General features: G+C 65.0%; 12 protein-coding genes. 5 read left to right on the plus strand and 7 right to left on the minus strand.

The genetic code is table 11. From position 1 onward, the window contains the following. Nucleotides 1-117 precede the first annotated feature (117 nt). Entirely contained in the window at nt 118-879 is a 762-nt protein-coding gene (locus tag OPV09_RS12085) for a GNAT family N-acetyltransferase (protein ID WP_034757395.1), read from the plus strand. Here the strand turns inward: OPV09_RS12085 and OPV09_RS12090 are convergent. The 3 genes from OPV09_RS12090 to OPV09_RS12100 all read right to left on the minus strand — a co-directional run bounded on the left by OPV09_RS12090 (nt 812) and on the right by OPV09_RS12100 (nt 7705). Further along, nucleotides 812-6274 carry a DUF7379 domain-containing protein gene (locus OPV09_RS12090; protein ID WP_338681878.1) on the minus strand — a complete coding sequence of 1821 codons (5463 nt, stop codon included), beginning with the start codon at nt 6272-6274 and terminating at the stop codon, nt 812-814. The two genes, OPV09_RS12085 and OPV09_RS12090, sit on opposite strands and share 68 nt — an antisense overlap. A 271-nt stretch (nt 6275-6545) precedes the next feature. Beyond that, nucleotides 6546-6833, minus strand: a complete 288-nt coding sequence (locus tag OPV09_RS12095) for a hypothetical protein (RefSeq protein WP_034757399.1) — start codon at nt 6831-6833, stop codon at nt 6546-6548. Between the two features lie 179 nt (nt 6834-7012). Next, complete coding sequence (locus OPV09_RS12100; protein WP_034757401.1) at nt 7013-7705, minus strand: ABC transporter ATP-binding protein; 693 nt, start codon at nt 7703-7705, stop codon at nt 7013-7015. Between the two features lie 311 nt (nt 7706-8016). Here OPV09_RS12100 and egtD point away from each other — a divergent pair, with 311 nt between their 5' ends. After that, entirely contained in the window at nt 8017-9009 is a 993-nt protein-coding gene (gene egtD, locus OPV09_RS12105; RefSeq protein WP_083292867.1) for an L-histidine N(alpha)-methyltransferase, read from the plus strand. A gap of 7 nt (nt 9010-9016) precedes the next feature. Beyond that, complete coding sequence (gene egtB, locus OPV09_RS12110; protein WP_338681883.1) at nt 9017-10252, plus strand: ergothioneine biosynthesis protein EgtB; 1236 nt, start codon at nt 9017-9019, stop codon at nt 10250-10252. Nucleotides 10253-10257: 5 nt separating this feature from the next. On the opposite strand, the gene OPV09_RS12115 is transcribed toward egtB, so the two are convergent. From OPV09_RS12115 to OPV09_RS12130, 4 genes are all read right to left on the minus strand, one after another. Further along, nucleotides 10258-11850, minus strand: a complete 1593-nt coding sequence (locus OPV09_RS12115) for a methyl-accepting chemotaxis protein (RefSeq protein WP_338681885.1) — start codon at nt 11848-11850, stop codon at nt 10258-10260. Between the two features lie 169 nt (nt 11851-12019). Continuing rightward, complete coding sequence (gene leuA, locus OPV09_RS12120; RefSeq protein ID WP_338681887.1) at nt 12020-13726, minus strand: 2-isopropylmalate synthase; 1707 nt, start codon at nt 13724-13726, stop codon at nt 12020-12022. Between the two features lie 353 nt (nt 13727-14079). Continuing rightward, on the minus strand, nt 14080-14367 hold the full coding sequence (locus tag OPV09_RS12125) for a barstar family protein (protein WP_331777797.1): 288 nt from the start codon (nt 14365-14367) through the stop codon (nt 14080-14082). 56 nt (nt 14368-14423) lie between these two features. Then, nucleotides 14424-14873 carry a hypothetical protein gene (locus tag OPV09_RS12130; RefSeq protein ID WP_070304350.1) on the minus strand — a complete coding sequence of 150 codons (450 nt, stop codon included), beginning with the start codon at nt 14871-14873 and terminating at the stop codon, nt 14424-14426. 186 nt (nt 14874-15059) lie between these two features. On the opposite strand from OPV09_RS12130, the gene OPV09_RS12135 reads away from it, so the two are divergent. Continuing rightward, nucleotides 15060-15971 (plus strand): patatin-like phospholipase family protein, encoded by a 912-nt coding sequence (locus tag OPV09_RS12135; protein WP_070304351.1) that lies wholly within the window; start codon nt 15060-15062, stop codon nt 15969-15971. A gap of 59 nt (nt 15972-16030) precedes the next feature. Next, on the plus strand, nt 16031-16435 hold the full coding sequence (locus tag OPV09_RS12140; RefSeq protein WP_034757420.1) for a GlcG/HbpS family heme-binding protein: 405 nt from the start codon (nt 16031-16033) through the stop codon (nt 16433-16435). The last annotated feature ends 213 nt before the right edge of the window (nt 16436-16648 follow it).

Below are 16648 nucleotides of genomic sequence, written 5' to 3' on the forward strand. Positions count from 1 at the left end.
AATTATGCACGATCCCCGAATGACATTGACTTGCGTCACGGAAATGACATTCGGCTGTCATTTTCCTGACATATTAGGCAAGTACGCTGGAGTCGTCTTGATCACAGGGATGAAACCATGCAAAACATAATCGCATCAAACGAAGCCAAGGCCCGTCCGGTCCAACTGGTGCTGAGCCAGGCCACGACAGCGTCGGAATTGCGCGAAGTGCAGCGTTTGCGTTACAAAGTGTTTATCGAGACCATGGGGCTGACGTCGCTGGCCAACGCCGATGGCCTCGACAGCGATGAATTCGACGCGCACTGCGATCACCTGATCGTGCGCGACGCCGACACCCTGAAAGTGGTGGGCACCTACCGCGTGCTGAGCGCGGCCAAGGCGGCCAAGATCGGCCGGCTGTATTCGGAAAACGAGTTCGACCTGAGCCGCCTGAAGAACCTGCGCGGACGCATGGTCGAAGCGGGCCGTGCCTGCATCCACCCGAAATACCGGGGCGGCAGCGTGATCATGCTGCTGTGGTCGGGCCTGGCCGAGTACATGCGCCGCGAGCGCTGCGATTACCTGGTCGGCTGCGCCAGCATCAGCCTGGCCGATGGCGGCCATAACGCCGTCGCCGTGTACCAGGCGCTGGCCGAAAAGCACATGGCTCCAAGCGAATACCGCGTCACGCCGCACCTGCCTTTCCCCATCCACCAGGTGGAAGCGGCGCACAAGCCGCAAGTGCCGCCGCTGATCAAGGGCTATCTGCGTTCGGGCGCCTGGATTTGCGGCGAACCGGCGTGGGATCCTGATTTCGAAAGCGCCGACATGTTCATGATGATGCCGCTGGCGAATCTGGACGAACGCTATGCGCGCCATTACGGGGTGGTACCTGGCTGATAGCGGGGAATGATGCCTGCAGCTGGCCTGCCAGCGCCTGCACGGCGCTGCGCAAGGCGGTGTCCGGGCTGTCGGATGGCAGCAGTTCGAGCAGGAAGCGCAGCGGCGTCGTGATCGTTTCGGGTTCGCCGATGCTGCCGTGGCGCCGCACGGCGTCGTGGTACAGGGCCAGAAAGGCGGCGCGCGCGGGCGCGTCGAAGGGCTGGCCGTCCGGCACCTGCCACAGGGCCGCCAGCAGGGCGGCGCGCACGGGGGCGCCGGCGTCGATGGCGCGGTGTTCGTCCGCGTGGCGCTGGCGCGCATAGGCGATGGCGTCGTGCAGCAAGTCGCCCAGCTGCGGATCGAGCGCGCGCCAGGCGCCGCCGTCGCCATGGGCTTTCAGCAGCAGGGCGCCCGCCAGCACCTGGAAAATCAGGTCGCAGTCGGCCACGCCGCTGCGCCGCCGCGCTTCTTCCAGCGCGGCCAGGCAGGCATCCGTCATGGCGCGCAGGGCCGGCGCGCCCGGGTTTCCTTCGCGGCAGGCCAGGCGTGCCTGCAAGGCCCAGTAGCGTCCCAGCAGGGCCAGGCGCTGTGCCGTGGGCGCCAGCGCCACCAGCAGGTCGATATGCTGTTTTCCATCCTGCAGCAACTGGCGTCCCTGCGCCATATCGGGCACGGCCGGCACCTCGATGCCGGCACCCGCATCGAGGCCGCACAGGGCCGCGCCCTGGCGTATTTCCAGTTCCGCCCAGTGCGCCAGCGCGCGCAAGCCCACCTTGCCGTCGGCCGCGCTGTGCGCCGCCCGGTAATGTTCGATGGCGCGCAGGGTGTTCTCCAGACCACCGAGGCCGGCGCGCGTGGCGGCCATGTTTTCGCGGATGTCGGCGCAGCCGAAGAAGCGGGCGCGCACGGCTTCCTCGATGCTGGCCAGCTTTTCCTCGATGGCCGCGCGGCGCCCAGGATCGGCGCCGGCCAGGCGCGCGTGCAGGGTTTCCAGGTCGGCCAGCAAATGGCCGTGGTAGTGGTAGTCGGGCGCTTGCCAGGGGCGGCTCTGGGTGTTCGGAAAGCGGTAGCGGTCGTCGCCATACGCCTGGTAGGCGCCCCAGGTGTTCGAGGCGCGGAACTGCAGGTAGGCCGCTTCGCGCGCCAGGCGCACGGCGTCGCCGAAATATTCGCCGCTCAGCATGGCGTGATAAAAGCTGTGCGCGAAGATGCTGGCCGCCTGGTCGTCGATGCGCCAGCCGGCCGCGATCACGGCCTGCGAACCCATTTCAATGAAGGCCGTGGCCAGGCTGGCGGCCAGTTTCGACCATGGCGCGATGGCGTCCGGGCGCATGTCGCCCAGGTGGCAGCAATTGATGAAGACGAATTGCGGCACGCGCTTCAATTTACCCACCTGCGCCGCCGTCAGCCGCGTCTTCGGTCCCAGCACCAGGCCCGTATGGGCGATGCCGGGGCCGGCCACTTCGCCGTGGCCGGCCAGGTGGATGGCGAAATAGCGCTCGTCGAACAGGTGCACGAGCACGCGCTGGGCCTGCGGGCGCAGCAGCTCGCGCACCTGGTAGCCGTACGTGCTGAACATGTGCGCCACGTCTTGCGCCTCGGCCTGCGCGGCGGGCAGTTCGGGCAGGCCGGAATCGGTGTCGCCGATCACCAGCACGCTGTTGCTGGGCGGGCTGACGGCGGGCGGCTGCTCGCGCAGGCTGGCCAGTTGGCGCACCATGCCGATGCGCGTCGACAGCGGGCTTTCCTCGCTGCCCGCCTCGTCGCGCATCAGCTCCCACGGATAGATGGCGGCGCTCTGGTCGACGGCCAGGATCAGGCCGCGCATCTCGGGGATGGCCGCCTTCAGGCCATTGGGCAGCATCAGTTCGTACAGGGCGCGCGACAGGCCCGGCTGGTCGGTGGTGTTGTCGGTGGCGTCCATGATCAGGCCATCGACGGCCTGCCGCTGGTTCGGCTCCTCGTCGACGCTGTTGTGGGCGCGGTCCGTCAGCACGGTGAAACGCAGGGCGCCGGAGAGATCGGCGGCGACGATTTGCACGCGGCGCCAGCCATTGTCGCCGCTCAGGCTGGGCAGGATGCGCCGGTAGCCGCCGGGGCTGTGGCGGATGCGCCGCTCGAACGTGAAGCTGCCCTGGTAGCGCGCTTCGGCCATGATCTGTTCGATGGCCACGGCGGCGGCGATGGCGCGCGCCTCGGACTGTTCATAGATGGCGATGTGGCCGATGCGGCACGCCATGCCCGCGTCTTCGAGGCGCCGGTTGGCGCTGCGCGCGCCGTCGATCAGGGCCCGTGCGCACAGGGCGATGCTCAAGCCGCCATAGCCGGAACCGGACAGCAGGCTGGCCACGCGCAAGCCGTGTTCGCCCATCGGCGGCGCGGCCACGTGGCCGGCGGCGCGCACCTGCAGGCAGACGCACGCGTATTCGAGCAGGCCGCCGGCAAAGGCGCGCGCCAGTTCGCCCGGCGTCAGCTCGCCCAGCGCGCCCAGGCCGATGACGATGGCGCCGCCGGGACGGCGCGCCGCGTCGGGCTGCAGCACCACGAGGGCGGAGTCGGGGCGTTGCGGAAAGCGGCCCAGCGCGTGGATTTCCTGCAGCTTGCCCGCCAGCAGGCGGTCGAGAAAACTCATGCTGCCGCGCAGCGATTCGGACGCGTAGCAGCCGCTCATGACGGGCGCGTCGGCCGAGGCCATGCTGCCGTGGATGACGGATAGGCTCAGCTGCGGCGCGCGGCTTTCCGGCGCGCTGGCCGGGCCGGCGGCGCCGATGGCCGCGTCGAGCAATTCCTGCGGCTGCGGGTACAGCGGCGTTGCCTCGGGCACGTAGGGATGGAAGCGGGGCGGGGCGCCGCCGGGCGCGTGCGGCGGGTGGCGTGGCAGGGCTGCGGCCTGGCCGCTGTCGAGCAGCTGCGCGATGGCCGGGTAGTAGTCTTTTTGCAGCAGCAGGTCGCCATGCGCCACGGGCAGGTAGCAGGCCGCCACGCCGTCGGGCACCGCGCCTTGCCAGGCCGTGCGGCCATCGCCGTCGGGCGACCAGGCCGTCTCGATGCCGCCGTCGCGCAGGCGCAGCGCCACCGGCGTGTCGGCGCAGCCGGCCAGGTAGCTGCAAAGGCGGGCGTTGAGCGGGGCCGCTTCCAGCAGGGCGACGGTGACGCGCGCCGCAGCCAGCGCTTGGGCCTCGGGCGCCTGCCAGCCGCCGGGCAGGTTCGCTTGCGCGTCGCCGGCGGCCAGCTGCGCCCAGGCCTCGGGGTCGAAATAATCGATGCCGCCCGCCTGCGGCCACGGCAGCATGTCCAGCACGCCGGGAAAGGCGCGCACGAAGCCGAGAAACTGGCGCCGCGTGTGCTTCCAGCCTATCCAGCACGCCAGCATCTGCACCAGCCGGTCGCGCCCCAGCAGCACTTGCACCATCGCCTGCGTGCCGCGGTTGGCCGTGCCCACCTGCAGCAATCGGCTGCTGGGCAGGGCGCCGAAGCGCTGCCAGCGGTCTTTCAGGGCCAGGCGCGCCACCAGTCCGCCCATGCCGTGGGCGACGATGCGCAACGGTTGTCCGCGCTGTTCCGCGTCGCGCATGGCGTCGTCGAGCACGGGCAGGAAGGCGCGGCACGACTCCTGCAGCGACAATCGCCAGTCATAGGTAAAAGGCCGCACTTCCTGGCTTTGCGCGAGAAAGCGGGCAAACGGTTCATAGCACGACTCGATCCAGCCGGCGCTGACGATGTGCGGCTGGCCCACGGCCAGGCGTTCGATGCGCCCTTCGACCAGGTTGACGGGATCGAACCAGATGCGGTTGCTGCCCACTTGCAGGTGGCTGCCCATGATGTCGGGCAGCAGCAGCGCGATGGGCGCGTGCGCGCGCCGTTTCGGCACTTCGCCGCCGCGCGCCAGCGGGCCGTGCTCGATGCCGGGCAGCGGCTGGTAGGCTGCCTCGTCGCCGGTGAGCACCTGCACGGCGGCCTGGCTGGACGGCGCGCGCTCGAAGTAGTTCATGTGGTGCGTGTGCGGCCCGCGCAGCAGCAGTTGCCGCACCGGCGTGCTGCGCGTGGCGCCGCCGGCCATCGAGGCGCAATTGACCACCAGGTCGTTCTGCCCGCCGTACAGCTGGTTGCCGAGGCAGTCGCCCAGCCAGCCCAGCAAGCCATCGCCGCTGCAGGCGCCGGCCAGCACGTGCAGCGGACTGGCCACGCGCACGTCGGGCGCGTTGAGCAGGGCCACCAGCGGCGAATCGGGCATCATCGCTTCCAGGCCGGGCAGGATGCGCGCGTCGCAGCGCTGCCGCACCACGGCCAGCAGGAAGGCCATGGCGCCATCGGGAACTCCGCCATGCAGCAGCAGGTTGAACATCACGCTGGCCCAGCGGTCGAGCCGGCCCGACATCAGGGTGGTGCCGCGCGCCGGGCACGCCACGCGAACGAAGCGGGCGATGCGGATGGCGCGCGTCTTCAGTTCCACGCTGAGTGCGCGCAGGCGCGCCGCATCTTCGTCGTAGCCACCGCGTCCGCCCAGCCGCGCCTGGGCCGTGAAGTGTTCGATATCGTGGCTGTTGAACGCTTCGCCGCCCACGGTGTTTTCGCTCAACCGCTCCAGGCCGTCGCCGGCCAGGTCGACGGCGCCGCGGCTGTCGATGCGCTGCGCGCGCGCCAGCAATTCGCCGACCAGGCCGCCGCGCGAATGGGCCAGCAGGTGCAGCACGGCGCCGTGCGGCAGCTGGCGCACGAGGGCCAGCGCATTCTCGATGGGGCTGTCGCTGAGGCTGCGGTGCTCATAGCCGTAGATGCGGTTGCCGTATTGCGCCGCCAGTTGCGGCGCCAGGCCGTTGCGCCACAGGCCGCCAAAGCTGCGCTGGGTCGACGAGGCCGTGCCGTGCAACAGCAGCAGCACCGGTTCCGGCCCGGCGGGCAGGCTGGCGGCGGCCGTCATGCTGCCCGCCTCGATGCCGCAGCGGTACAGGCCCAGGCGCTGTTCCAGCTGGCGGTCCTGGAAGGCGCCCGCCGCCGCCAGCGCCGTCATGGCGGCGGCGCCGCAGCGGTACACGCGCACGGCCCGCAGCATCCAGGCGCCCAGGCCGTCGCGGCTGGCGCCGGGCGGCTGGCGCGCCGCCTGCGGGCGCAGGGCCAGTCCCACTTCGATGCTGGCGGGCGCGCCGTCGCGCGCCACCGTGGCCGGCCCCAGGTAGCGTGGCAGGTCGAGGCTGCCCGCCAGCAGCGAACTGCCGTCGCACAGCAGCAGTTGCACGACGTCGGACGGGCCGATATCGAGCACGGTGCGGCAGCTGCCGATGCCGCGCGCGCTGGACAGCACATGGGTTTCGGCGTGCCAGCCGGGCGCGGCGGGGCAGTCGCCGGCGCTGGCGAGGGGATCGCGCGTGAGCGTCAGGCGCAGCACGGGCGGCGCAAGAGGATCGCTGGACATGCGGTTGGGATCGCTGGTTAAAAGCTGACCTTGATGCCTGCGCGGACTATGCGTGTTGTGTCAGATCAAGTTTGCGTGGAAATGCAGGGGAGAAGCTGGAGCAGGCGTGCCGGAGCGGGAGGGCAGAGAAACGGTCAGCATGGTTTGGGCTGGGTCTCTTCGCTATCGTGCTCGGATGTTGTGCGGTGAGCGAACTACGCGAATTGTATGGCAAAAGTTCATTGCGCCGGGAACCTGGGGTGCCTGGCATGGCATTACAACAGCGGGCAAGTTAATGGACTGGCGTGGCGGACAGTTCCTTCAGTTCGCGGATGGTGATGTCCGATTTTTCATGCATGCGCAATAAAATCGTTGCACCGACCGACAGTTTGCCGTGCCGAATCTTGCTGATGATGGGAGGCTGAACTTCCAGGACACGGCACAGTTCCGCATCATTTTTCAAGTTCAACTTCTCGATCAAGGTATCGAGCAGCTTGTTGGGCACAAAACTCGATGGTTCGAGCGCACGCGCCCGGTTCATCGCTTCAATCATTTCCAGCTTCTTTTGCCGAACGTTCATTTACTCCTCCTTCAGGTTATGCAAGGGACGAGACCACTTTATATGGTCCCGGCTATAGTTCGTCATCGCAGTACGGCTGTCTGGGTGACGTGACAACATTCGCGTTACAACATTGATAACCAGGCAAGTTTTTTAAATAATACTACGATAACAAAACTTGTGACAGATGGTCAGTTAAATTAACTGATTGTTTGATCAATTTGGTTGACGATTGTTGTATTTTGTAATCCGCTTTTCGTCAGGATCATGGTCCGGTCCGCCATTTCGGCGGCGGCCAGCGAATGCGTGACCATGATCGCGCAACTGCCGTTGGCCTTGATTTCGGCGCGCAGCAATTGCAGGATGCTGTGCGCCGTGTCCGGGTCGAGGTTGCCGGTCGGCTCATCGGCCAGCACCAGCGCCGGCTTGTGGACGAGCGCGCGGGCGATGGCCACGCGCTGCATTTCGCCGCCCGATAATTGCTGCGGGAAGTCGCCGCCGCGTCCGCCCAGGCCGACGGCCTCGAGCATGCTGGCGGCACGCTCCTGGGGCAGTCCGTTGAGCAGCAGCGGCAGGGCCACGTTTTGCAGCAGGGTCAGGTGCGGCAAGACGTGGAACGCCTGGAAGATAAAGCCCATGCGGGCGCGACGCAGCCGGGTCGCGGCGGCGTCATCGAGGCTGGACATGGCAATGCCGTCCACCAGGATAGGGTGCGCTTCGGCACCCGCGTCGGGCGTATCGAGGCCGGCGATCAGGTTCAGCAGTGTCGACTTGCCCACGCCCGAGTCGCCCATGATGGCGATGAATTCCCCGGCCTTGAAGCGGCAGGAAATGTTGGCCAGCACGGGACGGGCATTGGCATAGGACTTCGACAGATGGCGCAATTCGAGCATGGTGTTAACGGTTACCGTAAAGGGAGGCACGCGGGGGAGAGGGGGGCCTGGGAATTGCAATGGCGCGCGGATTGTTTGGCCGGCAATGTGTAGTATACGACAGGCTTATGCTTTTTGCTTGGTAATACCAATTTTTCTGTGCGCAGCCTGTTTGACCTTAAGTTACCTGCCGCACGGCTGGCTTGTGCGGATTCCGTTATGATGGAAAAAAGTCATCGGCAAGGCGCCTGCAAACCGCTATGGCAGGGGCGGCGCGCCCGTTGGCTGACCGTGCAAGCCCTTCGTGAACCTAATATTGACGACGCCAGCCCATGACCATGCCACTTGCGCAACAGCAGTCCAATTTGTATCCCACCAGCAACGCAGAAGCGGCCAGCGCCACTCCTGCCACGATAGCCGAGATCAGCAGCGGCCTGCTGGCGCGCGATGCCTGGACCTCGCCCAAATACCTGTACGACGCGCTCGGCTCGAAGTTGTTCGAAGCCATCTGCGCCTTGCCCGAGTACTATCCGACGCGCACGGAAGCGGCCATCTTCGCCCGTCACGGCGCCGAGATCGCGCACGCCGTGGGGCCGGGCAGCACCCTGATCGACTTGGGCGCGGGCAATTGCGCCAAGGCCGCCAGCCTGTTTCCGCTGCTGCATCCGGCCCAGTACGTGGCCGTGGATATTTCCTACGATTTCCTCAGTGAATCGCTGAGCCGGCTGCAGCAGCGCTTTCCGCACATCGAGATGACGGGTCTGGGCCTGGATTTCTCCAGCCGCCTGGACTTGCCCGACAGCGTGCGCGACGCGCGGCGCCTGTTCTTCTACCCCGGCTCGTCGATCGGCAATTTTGCGCCTGAGCAAGCGACCGCCTTTTTGCGCCGCCTGCGCGCGAATGCGGACGGCGATGGCGGCCTGCTGATCGGCGTCGACCTGATCAAGGACGACGCCATCCTCGACGCCGCCTATGACGATGCGCTGGGCGTCACGGCCGCCTTCAACCTGAACATGCTGCGCCACGTGAACGGGTTGATCGGCGCCGACTTCGACGTGCGCGCGTGGCAGCACCATGGCTTTTTCAACGCCGACGAGCGCCGCGTCGAAATGCACTTGGAAGCGCGCAGCGAGCAGCTTGTCCATTGGAAAGGCGGCCAGCGGCGTTTCGCGAAAGGCGAGCGCATCCATACAGAAGACAGCTACAAATACACGCGCGCCAGCTTCGTCGGCTTGCTGGAACAGGCGGGGTTTTCCACCGTGCAAGTCTGGACGGACCCGCAGCAATGGTTTGCCGTGATTTACGCACGCGTGATCAGGGACTAAGAAAAAGATGCTGATCGATCATTACAACAAGGTGCGCCAGCACTCGCTGCTGCTGGCCGAACCGCTGTCCGACGAGGATTGCGGTGCCCAGTCGATGCCGGACGCCAGTCCCGTGAAATGGCATCTCGCGCATACGACCTGGTTTTTCGAAACGTTTATTCTGGAAAGCATGGAAGCGGCGTTCGCGCCCTTTCACCCGGCCTTCCGCGTGCTGTTCAACTCGTATTACAACGGCGTGGGCGAGAAGCACCCGCGCGCCCAGCGGGGCTTGCTGACGCGCCCCGGCATGGCCCAGGTGCGCGCTTACCGCGCCAATGTCGATGCGCGCATCGCGTGCCTGCTGGCGGGCGAACTGGCGCGCGGCGAGCGCGAACGGCTGACCATGCTGCTGGCGCTGGGCCTCGAGCATGAGCAGCAGCACCAGGAGTTGCTGTTGACGGACGTCAAGCACCTGCTCGCGCAGAGCGCCCTGTTTCCCGCTTACCTTGACACTGCGCCTGCGCTAGCGCAAGAACACGCGCAGCCCACGGCCTGGCTCGCGTTCGATGGCGGCCTGGCGCAGATCGGTCATGCGGGCGATGGCTTCTGTTTCGACAATGAATTGCCGCGCCACCCGCAATACGTGGCGCCGTTCGAACTGGCCAGCGCGCTGGTGACGAATGGCGAATATCTCGCCTTCATCGAGGCGGGCGGCTACCGCACGGCGCATTTGTGGCTGGCCGAAGGCTGGGACTGGGTACGCAGCCAGCAGCTCGAGTGTCCGCTGTACTGGCAGCGCGATGATGCCGGACACTGGCAGGAATTCACCTTGTTCGGCTTGCGTCCGCTCGACCTGCAGGCGCCGGCCACGCATCTGTCCCTGTTCGAGGCGGATGCCTATGCGCACTGGGCTGGCGCGCGCCTGCCGACGGAAGCGGAGTGGGAACTGGCGGCGCAAGGCGTCGCCGTGGAAGTTGGCCAGCTGCATCCGGCGGCCGCCGGCGCACCGGGAACGGGCTTGCGGCAGATGTTCGGCCACTGCTGGCAGTGGACCAGCAGCAGCTACGCGCCGTATCCGGGCTACCGCACGGCGCCCGGGGCGCTCGGTGAATACAACGGCAAGTTCATGCTGAACCAGTATGTGTTGCGCGGCTCGTCCTGCGCCACGCCGGCCGGCCATGCGCGTGCCAGCTACCGCAATTTCTTCCCGGCCGGCGCGCGCTGGCAATTTTCCGGCATCCGCCTGGCACGCCAGGTGGAGTAATCGGCTTAGTGCAAGCGCGGGACGGCAGGTGAGGGCACTTTGGCACCGGCGTTCTGTTCCAGCTTGAACTGGCTGACGAGGGTTTCCAGTTCGCCCGCCTGTTCATGCATGGCCGCCGCAGCCGCGGCCGCTTCCTCGACGAGGGCCGCGTTTTGCTGCGTCGTCTGGTCCATCTGCATGATGGCGGCATTGATCTGCTCGATGCCTTCGCTTTGCTCGTGGTTGGCGACGCTGATTTCACCGACGATGGCGCTGACCCGGCCCACGCTGGCCACCACTTCATCCATCGTGGCGCCCGCCTGGCTGACCAGCTGCGCGCCCTGGCCGACCCGGTCGACGGAGTCGGCGATCAGTTCCTTGATTTCCTTGGCCGCCGCGGCCGAGCGTTGTGCCAGGTTGCGCACTTCGGAGGCCACCACGGCAAAGCCGCGTCCCTGTTCGCCGGCACGCGCTGCCTCGACTGCCGCATTCAGGGCGAGGATATTCGTCTGGAAAGCGATGCCGTCGATGACGGCGATGATGTCGACGATCTTGCGCGACGATGCATTGATGGCGTCCATGGTGCCGACCACTTCCGCCATGGCCGAGCCGCCGCGCTGCGCGATGGCCGACGCCGAGCGGGCCAGGCTGTCGGCCTGGCGCGCATTGTCGCTGTTGCTGCGCACGGTGCCCGTCAGTTCGATCATCGACGAGGCTGTCTCTTCCAGCGCGCTGGCCTGCGCTTCCGTGCGGGCCGACAGGTCGGCATTGCCGCTGGCGATCTGGCTCGACGCCACGGCTATCGTGCCCGTGCCGCCGCGCACTTGCCCCACCAGGGTGGCCAGGTTGGTGTTCATGTCGCGCAGCGCCTGCAGCAGCTGGCCCGCTTCATCCTTGCCGTCGGCCACGATTTTGCTGCTCAAGTCGCCTCCGGCCACCGCTTGCGCCACGCGCAGGGCGTAGGCGATCGGCGTGGTGATCGAGCGCGTCACCCGCCAGGCAAAGAGCACGCCCAGCAGCAGGGCGGCCGTGCCCAGGCTGGCCATCAGCACATTGGCTGCGGAAATATTCTGCTGGATTTGCTGGCCGCCATGCACGACGACGCCGCGCTGGATTTCATTCAGGCGGTTCACGGTCTTTTGCAACTGGTTCAGGGCGGGCAGGGTGTCGTCGCGCACGTGCGTGGCCGCTTCCGCGCGCTGTCCCGCCACCAGCAGCTTGTCGGCCTGGCTGAACGAGACGACATAGGCCTTGCGCTGCTGCTTCAGCGTGGCCAGCAGTTCCTTGCCTTCAGGCAGCACGATCAGGCGGTCGAGGATGGTCAGCGCATCGGTGATGGTGGCCTTGTTGGTGTCGATTTCACCGTGGATGGCGTTGGCGCGGGCCGGATCTTCATGGATGAACAGTTCCAGCACCAGTGCCGCGTTCGAACGCGTGGTGCTGCGGATGGTGGCGATGGCGTCGGCCTTGGCCCAGTCTTTCTCGATGATGGCTTCGCTGAGCGCGCCGATCTTGTCCAGCCGGAAAAGGCCTGTGCCTACCAGCACTGCCATCAGCAGCAGCACCACGCCAAAACCGGCGCCCAGGCGCACGCCTATCTTCATATCCGTCAATTTCATACTGATTCCCTCGGTAGCTAGTGATCTGTCTCCGGTGGTCTTGTTATGAAATGATTATACGGCTGGCGATACCTGATTTGCACTACTAATTGCCTTATAGAAATGAAAAAGCGGCACGGCGATCAAGCCGTACCGCTTTTTCTCCCTATGAGGGAAGCTTGATCCGTGTTCAGGCGGCGCTGTCAGCCACGTCGGCCGCTGTTGTTTTTTCGGCGTCCGTCTGCTTGATGCGGCGGTTCACGGCCGACAAGACAGCCTTGAACGAGGCGGTGACGATATTGCTGTCGATGGCCGCGCCGAACAGGGTCGGGCCGTTGTCGAGGCGCAATTCCACGTAGCAAGCCGCTTGCGCATTGGCGCCGGAACCGATCGAGTGCTCATGGTAATCCATCAGCTTGATGTCGAGACCGAGCGCATTGACGAAGGCGTCGATGGGGCCGTTGCCGCCGCCTTGCAGGGCCAGCGGCGCCTGGCGGTGCGACAGGCTGATGTCGATCTGCACGGATTCGTCGCTGCTCGTGTCTTCCACCATGCGGTGCGAAGCGTAGGAGTACGGCGCCGTCTGCTCCAGGTATTCCTGCTGGAAGATTTCATGGATATCCTGCGCGGCGATTTCGCGGCCTGTGGCGTCGGCCACCGCTTGCACGGCGCGCGAGAATTCGATCTGCAGGCGGCGCGGCAAGACCAGGCCGTATTCCTGTTCCAGCAAGTACGCCATGCCGCCCTTGCCGGACTGGCTGTTGACGCGGATCACGGCGTCGTAGCTGCGGCCCAGGTCGGCCGGGTCGATCGGCAAGTACGGCACTTCCCAGATGCTGTCCGGTTGTTGCTTGGCGAAACCTTTCTTGATCGCATCCTGGTGCGAGCCGGAGAAGGCCGTAAAGACCAGGTCGCCCGCATACGGGTGGCGCGGGTGGACGGGCAACTGGTTGCACTCTTCCACGCATTTGCGCACGCTGTCGATGTCGGAGAAATCGAGGCCCGGGTGCACGCCTTGCGTGTACAAGTTCATCGCCAATGTCACCAGGTCGACGTTGCCCGTGCGCTCGCCATTGCCGAACAAGCAGCCTTCCACGCGGTCGGCGCCCGCCATCACGGCCAGCTCGGCCGACGCGACGGCCGTGCCGCGGTCGTTATGCGGGTGCACGCTGATGATGATGGAATCGCGGCGCGCCAGCTTGCGCGACATCCATTCGATCTGGTCCGCATACACGTTGGGCGTGCTGCATTCCACGGTCGATGGCAGGTTGATGATCATCTTGTTGGCGGGAGTCGGCTTCCAGATGGCGCTGACGGCGTCGCAGATATGCTTGGAAAAATCGAGTTCCGTCGTCGAGAACGATTCCGGCGTGTATTCAAAGCCCCATTCCGTTTGCGGATGCTGGGCCACCAGCTGTTTGACGAGGGTGGTGCCGGTGGTGGCGATATTCGTGATCTCCTCGCGCGACATGCCAAACACGACCTTGCGGAACACGGGCGCCACGGAGTTGTACAGGTGGACGATGGCGCGCTTGGCGCCGACGACGGATTCCACGGTGCGGCGGATCAGCTCTTCACGCGACTGTGTCAGCACGATGATGGTGACGTCGTCCGGGATGCGGCCTTCATCGACGAGCTTGCGTACAAAATCGAAATCCGTCTGCGATGCCGATGGGAAACCCACTTCGATTTCCTTCAAGCCGATGGCGATAAGCATTTCGAAGAAACGCAGCTTCTTTTCCGCGCTCATCGGCTCGATCAGCGACTGGTTGCCGTCACGCAAGTCGGTGCTCATCCAGATCGGCGGTTTGCTGATGATCTGGTTCGGCCATTGACGGTCTGTCAATTTAACTGGAGGAAAGGCGCGGTATTTGGAAGCTGGGTTTTGCAACATCATGATCGGGTACTCCTGAAAATAGGGGGAAATCAATGGTTGTGGCGCAAGCTTGCCGGGCGGCCACGAGACACTAGGCCAGGCAAGCGATCGGTAGCGGTAGCAGAGCGGCTGCGATGCCAGCGGGGGCGGTCGCAGTGGGGATTACGTGTACGAATGGGGATGGTGCAAACATCATCAAACCTTCCAGGGTTTTTTGAAACACGCCGGCGTGTGGCCAGGCGAAGCAAAGCGGCAAACTTATGCGCGTGCTAGCAGTAGTCGCGATAGCGACAGCAGGGAAGGGGATGGATGTTTGAAGGAGGACATGCACTCAATGTAAGGGAAGTCGGGCCGGGCTGTCAAGCGTTTCCGTGCTACATGTAAAGCACATGCGCTGCCTCGTCGGGCATTTCCTGTGCCATGCGCGCCAGGATGCGCTGCAGGATGGCCGCATCGTGGGGCAGGCGTGCAGCAAAGGCTGTCCACCCGCGCAGCTCGATCTGTTGCGGCATGTCCACCAGGCCCGTGACGGCATCCCAGAACGCATCCCAGTTCATGCCATAGAAGGAAGGGAACGCCAGCGCGGTAGCCAGGGCCGCATGCAGCTGGCGCGGCGAGTTGATCTCGCTCAAGTCGATTGTCACGAGGGCTTGTCGATTCATACTATTTCCTTGAGCAAGTTCCGCAGGTCCGTTTCGGTAAAATCGACTTGACGCCGCTACGGCGCCGATTTTTGGCAGCGTGCGGAAAATTGCATGGTGGCACTGTTTTCAAAAGGGGAATTGAACTCGCCCTTTACCTGCGTCAAGTTGCCAGTAAAGCGCATGGTCAGCGGGCCGCTGGCCGGCCCTGCGTCGTATGTGCAAGACAGGCTGTCGCCGCTTTGCCGGCAGCCGTAAAAGTTGCCTGCTTTGCCGCGCCCGTCAACCAGGTGGGTGCCTTGCGCGCCGTGCTGGTCGGGGGCGTCGAAGCTGAGCTCAATCGTGTGCTCCTGCGTATCATTGGGAATTTGTATGTTCCCCGTACAAGTAAAGCCCTCCATTCTTGCCGCGATGCTATCCTGGCGCTCCGTCGCCGCGACGGGGGCGGCGTTGGCGCAGGCCGCACCCAGCAGGGCTGCAACGAGCAAGCATGGGTGCGCGATGAGATGGAACAGGTCTGTTTTCATAAGCCGCTCAATGAAAGTGGGGGAGGTGGGACGCCAGGGGCCAGTCTAGCAGCCGGCGTGGCGCACACGGTTCGGAACATTGTCATTTGTAAACATTTAAGACGGGCTTCAGTGCGGGCGGCCCCGCTTGCGCTACAATCGGCTCTCCTTTATTGCCACTGCCGCGCGCGGTTTCCCCTCTCCACCATGCTCCCTAAACGCCTGACCCTGCTTGCCCTGGCCGCCTTCGTGCTGGCCGGCTGCGATACCACCGCCCCGAAACCCATCCAAGTATTGACGCCACCCGAACCCATCGTCGTCACGCCGCGCAAGATCAAGATCGGCCTGGCGCTGGGCGGCGGCGCGGCGCGCGGTTTCGCGCATATCGGCGTGATCAAGGCACTCGAATCGCAAGGCATCCAGGCTGATATCGTCACCGGCACCAGCGCCGGCAGCGTGGTGGGCGCCATGTATGCGGCTGGCAACTCCGGCTTTGCCCTGCAAAAGATGGCGTTCGACATGGACGAGGCAGCCATTTCCGACTGGGCCTTGCCCCTGTTCGGCAAGTCGTCCGGCGTGCTCAAGGGCGAAGCGCTGCAAAGCTATGTCAACAAGGCTGTCGGCGGCGTGCCGCTGGAAAAACTCAAGATTCCATTTGGCGTGGTGGCGACCGATCTGAAAAATGGCCAGCCGATCCTGTTCCAGCGCGGTAACACCGGCATGGCCGTGCGCGCCTCGTCGGCCGTGCCCGGCGTGTTCCAGCCCGTGACGATTGCCGGCCACACCTATGTCGACGGCGGCCTCGTCGCTCCCGTCCCCGTGCGCTTCGCGCGCGACATGGGCGCCGATTTCATCATCGCCGTGAATATTTCGTCGCAAACGGATACCCAGAAAGCCATCAGCTCGATGGAAGTATTGATGCAGACGTTCGCCATCATGGGCCAGCGCATCAATCAGTTTGAATTGAAAGATGCGGACGTGGTGATCCAGCCCAGCCTGGGCACCATGAAGGGCAACGATTTCAACAGCCGCAACCAGGCGATCCTGGCGGGCGAGCAGGCGACCTTTGCCGTGATGGCGCAGCTCAAGCAAAAGCTGAAAGCCAAACGCGAGCAGTAAGGGCTGGCTGCCTGCCGCATTTCGTATACAATTTTGTTTCAACATAACAAGGATGCACCATGCAATCGAAACCGATTTTGACCCTGGACGACGTAAAGAAAATCGCTGCCGCCGCCGAAGCGGAAGCGGTCAAGAATAACTGGGCGGTCACGATCGCCATCGTCGACGACGGCGGCCACCTGCTGTGGCTGCAGCGCATGGATGGCGTGGCGCCGATCTCGTCGCACATCGCCCCATCGAAAGCCAAGACGGCCGCGCTGGGCCGCCGCGAATCGCGTATCTATGAAGAGATGATCAATGGCGGCCGCGTGTCCTTCCTGAGCGCGCCGGAAATCGACGGCTTGCTCGAAGGCGGCGTGCCCATCGTGTTCGATGGCCACTACGTGGGCGCCGTCGGCGTCTCGGGCGTGAAATCGGCGGAAGATGCACAAATCGCCAAGGCAGGTATCGCCGCCTTGGTGTGATGGACGCCTGGCCAAACCTACTGCGCGGCGCGCTTTGCGGCCGGCGATGCTCACCGTACTTGAGTACGGTTGCGCTTCTCGGCCACAAATCACATCCGCTCGCTACGGTTTTGCCAAGTGTCGTGACGTCAACTGTGATTTAAGTAGTAACCGCAATTGCGTATTCATAAGAATGAAGCAGCCGCTCCGCGCAAGCCAGGCGGCTTTTTTCAT

The sequence above is a fragment of the Janthinobacterium sp. TB1-E2 genome, assembly GCF_036885605.1.
Taxonomy (GTDB): domain Bacteria; phylum Pseudomonadota; class Gammaproteobacteria; order Burkholderiales; family Burkholderiaceae_D; genus Janthinobacterium; species Janthinobacterium aestuarii.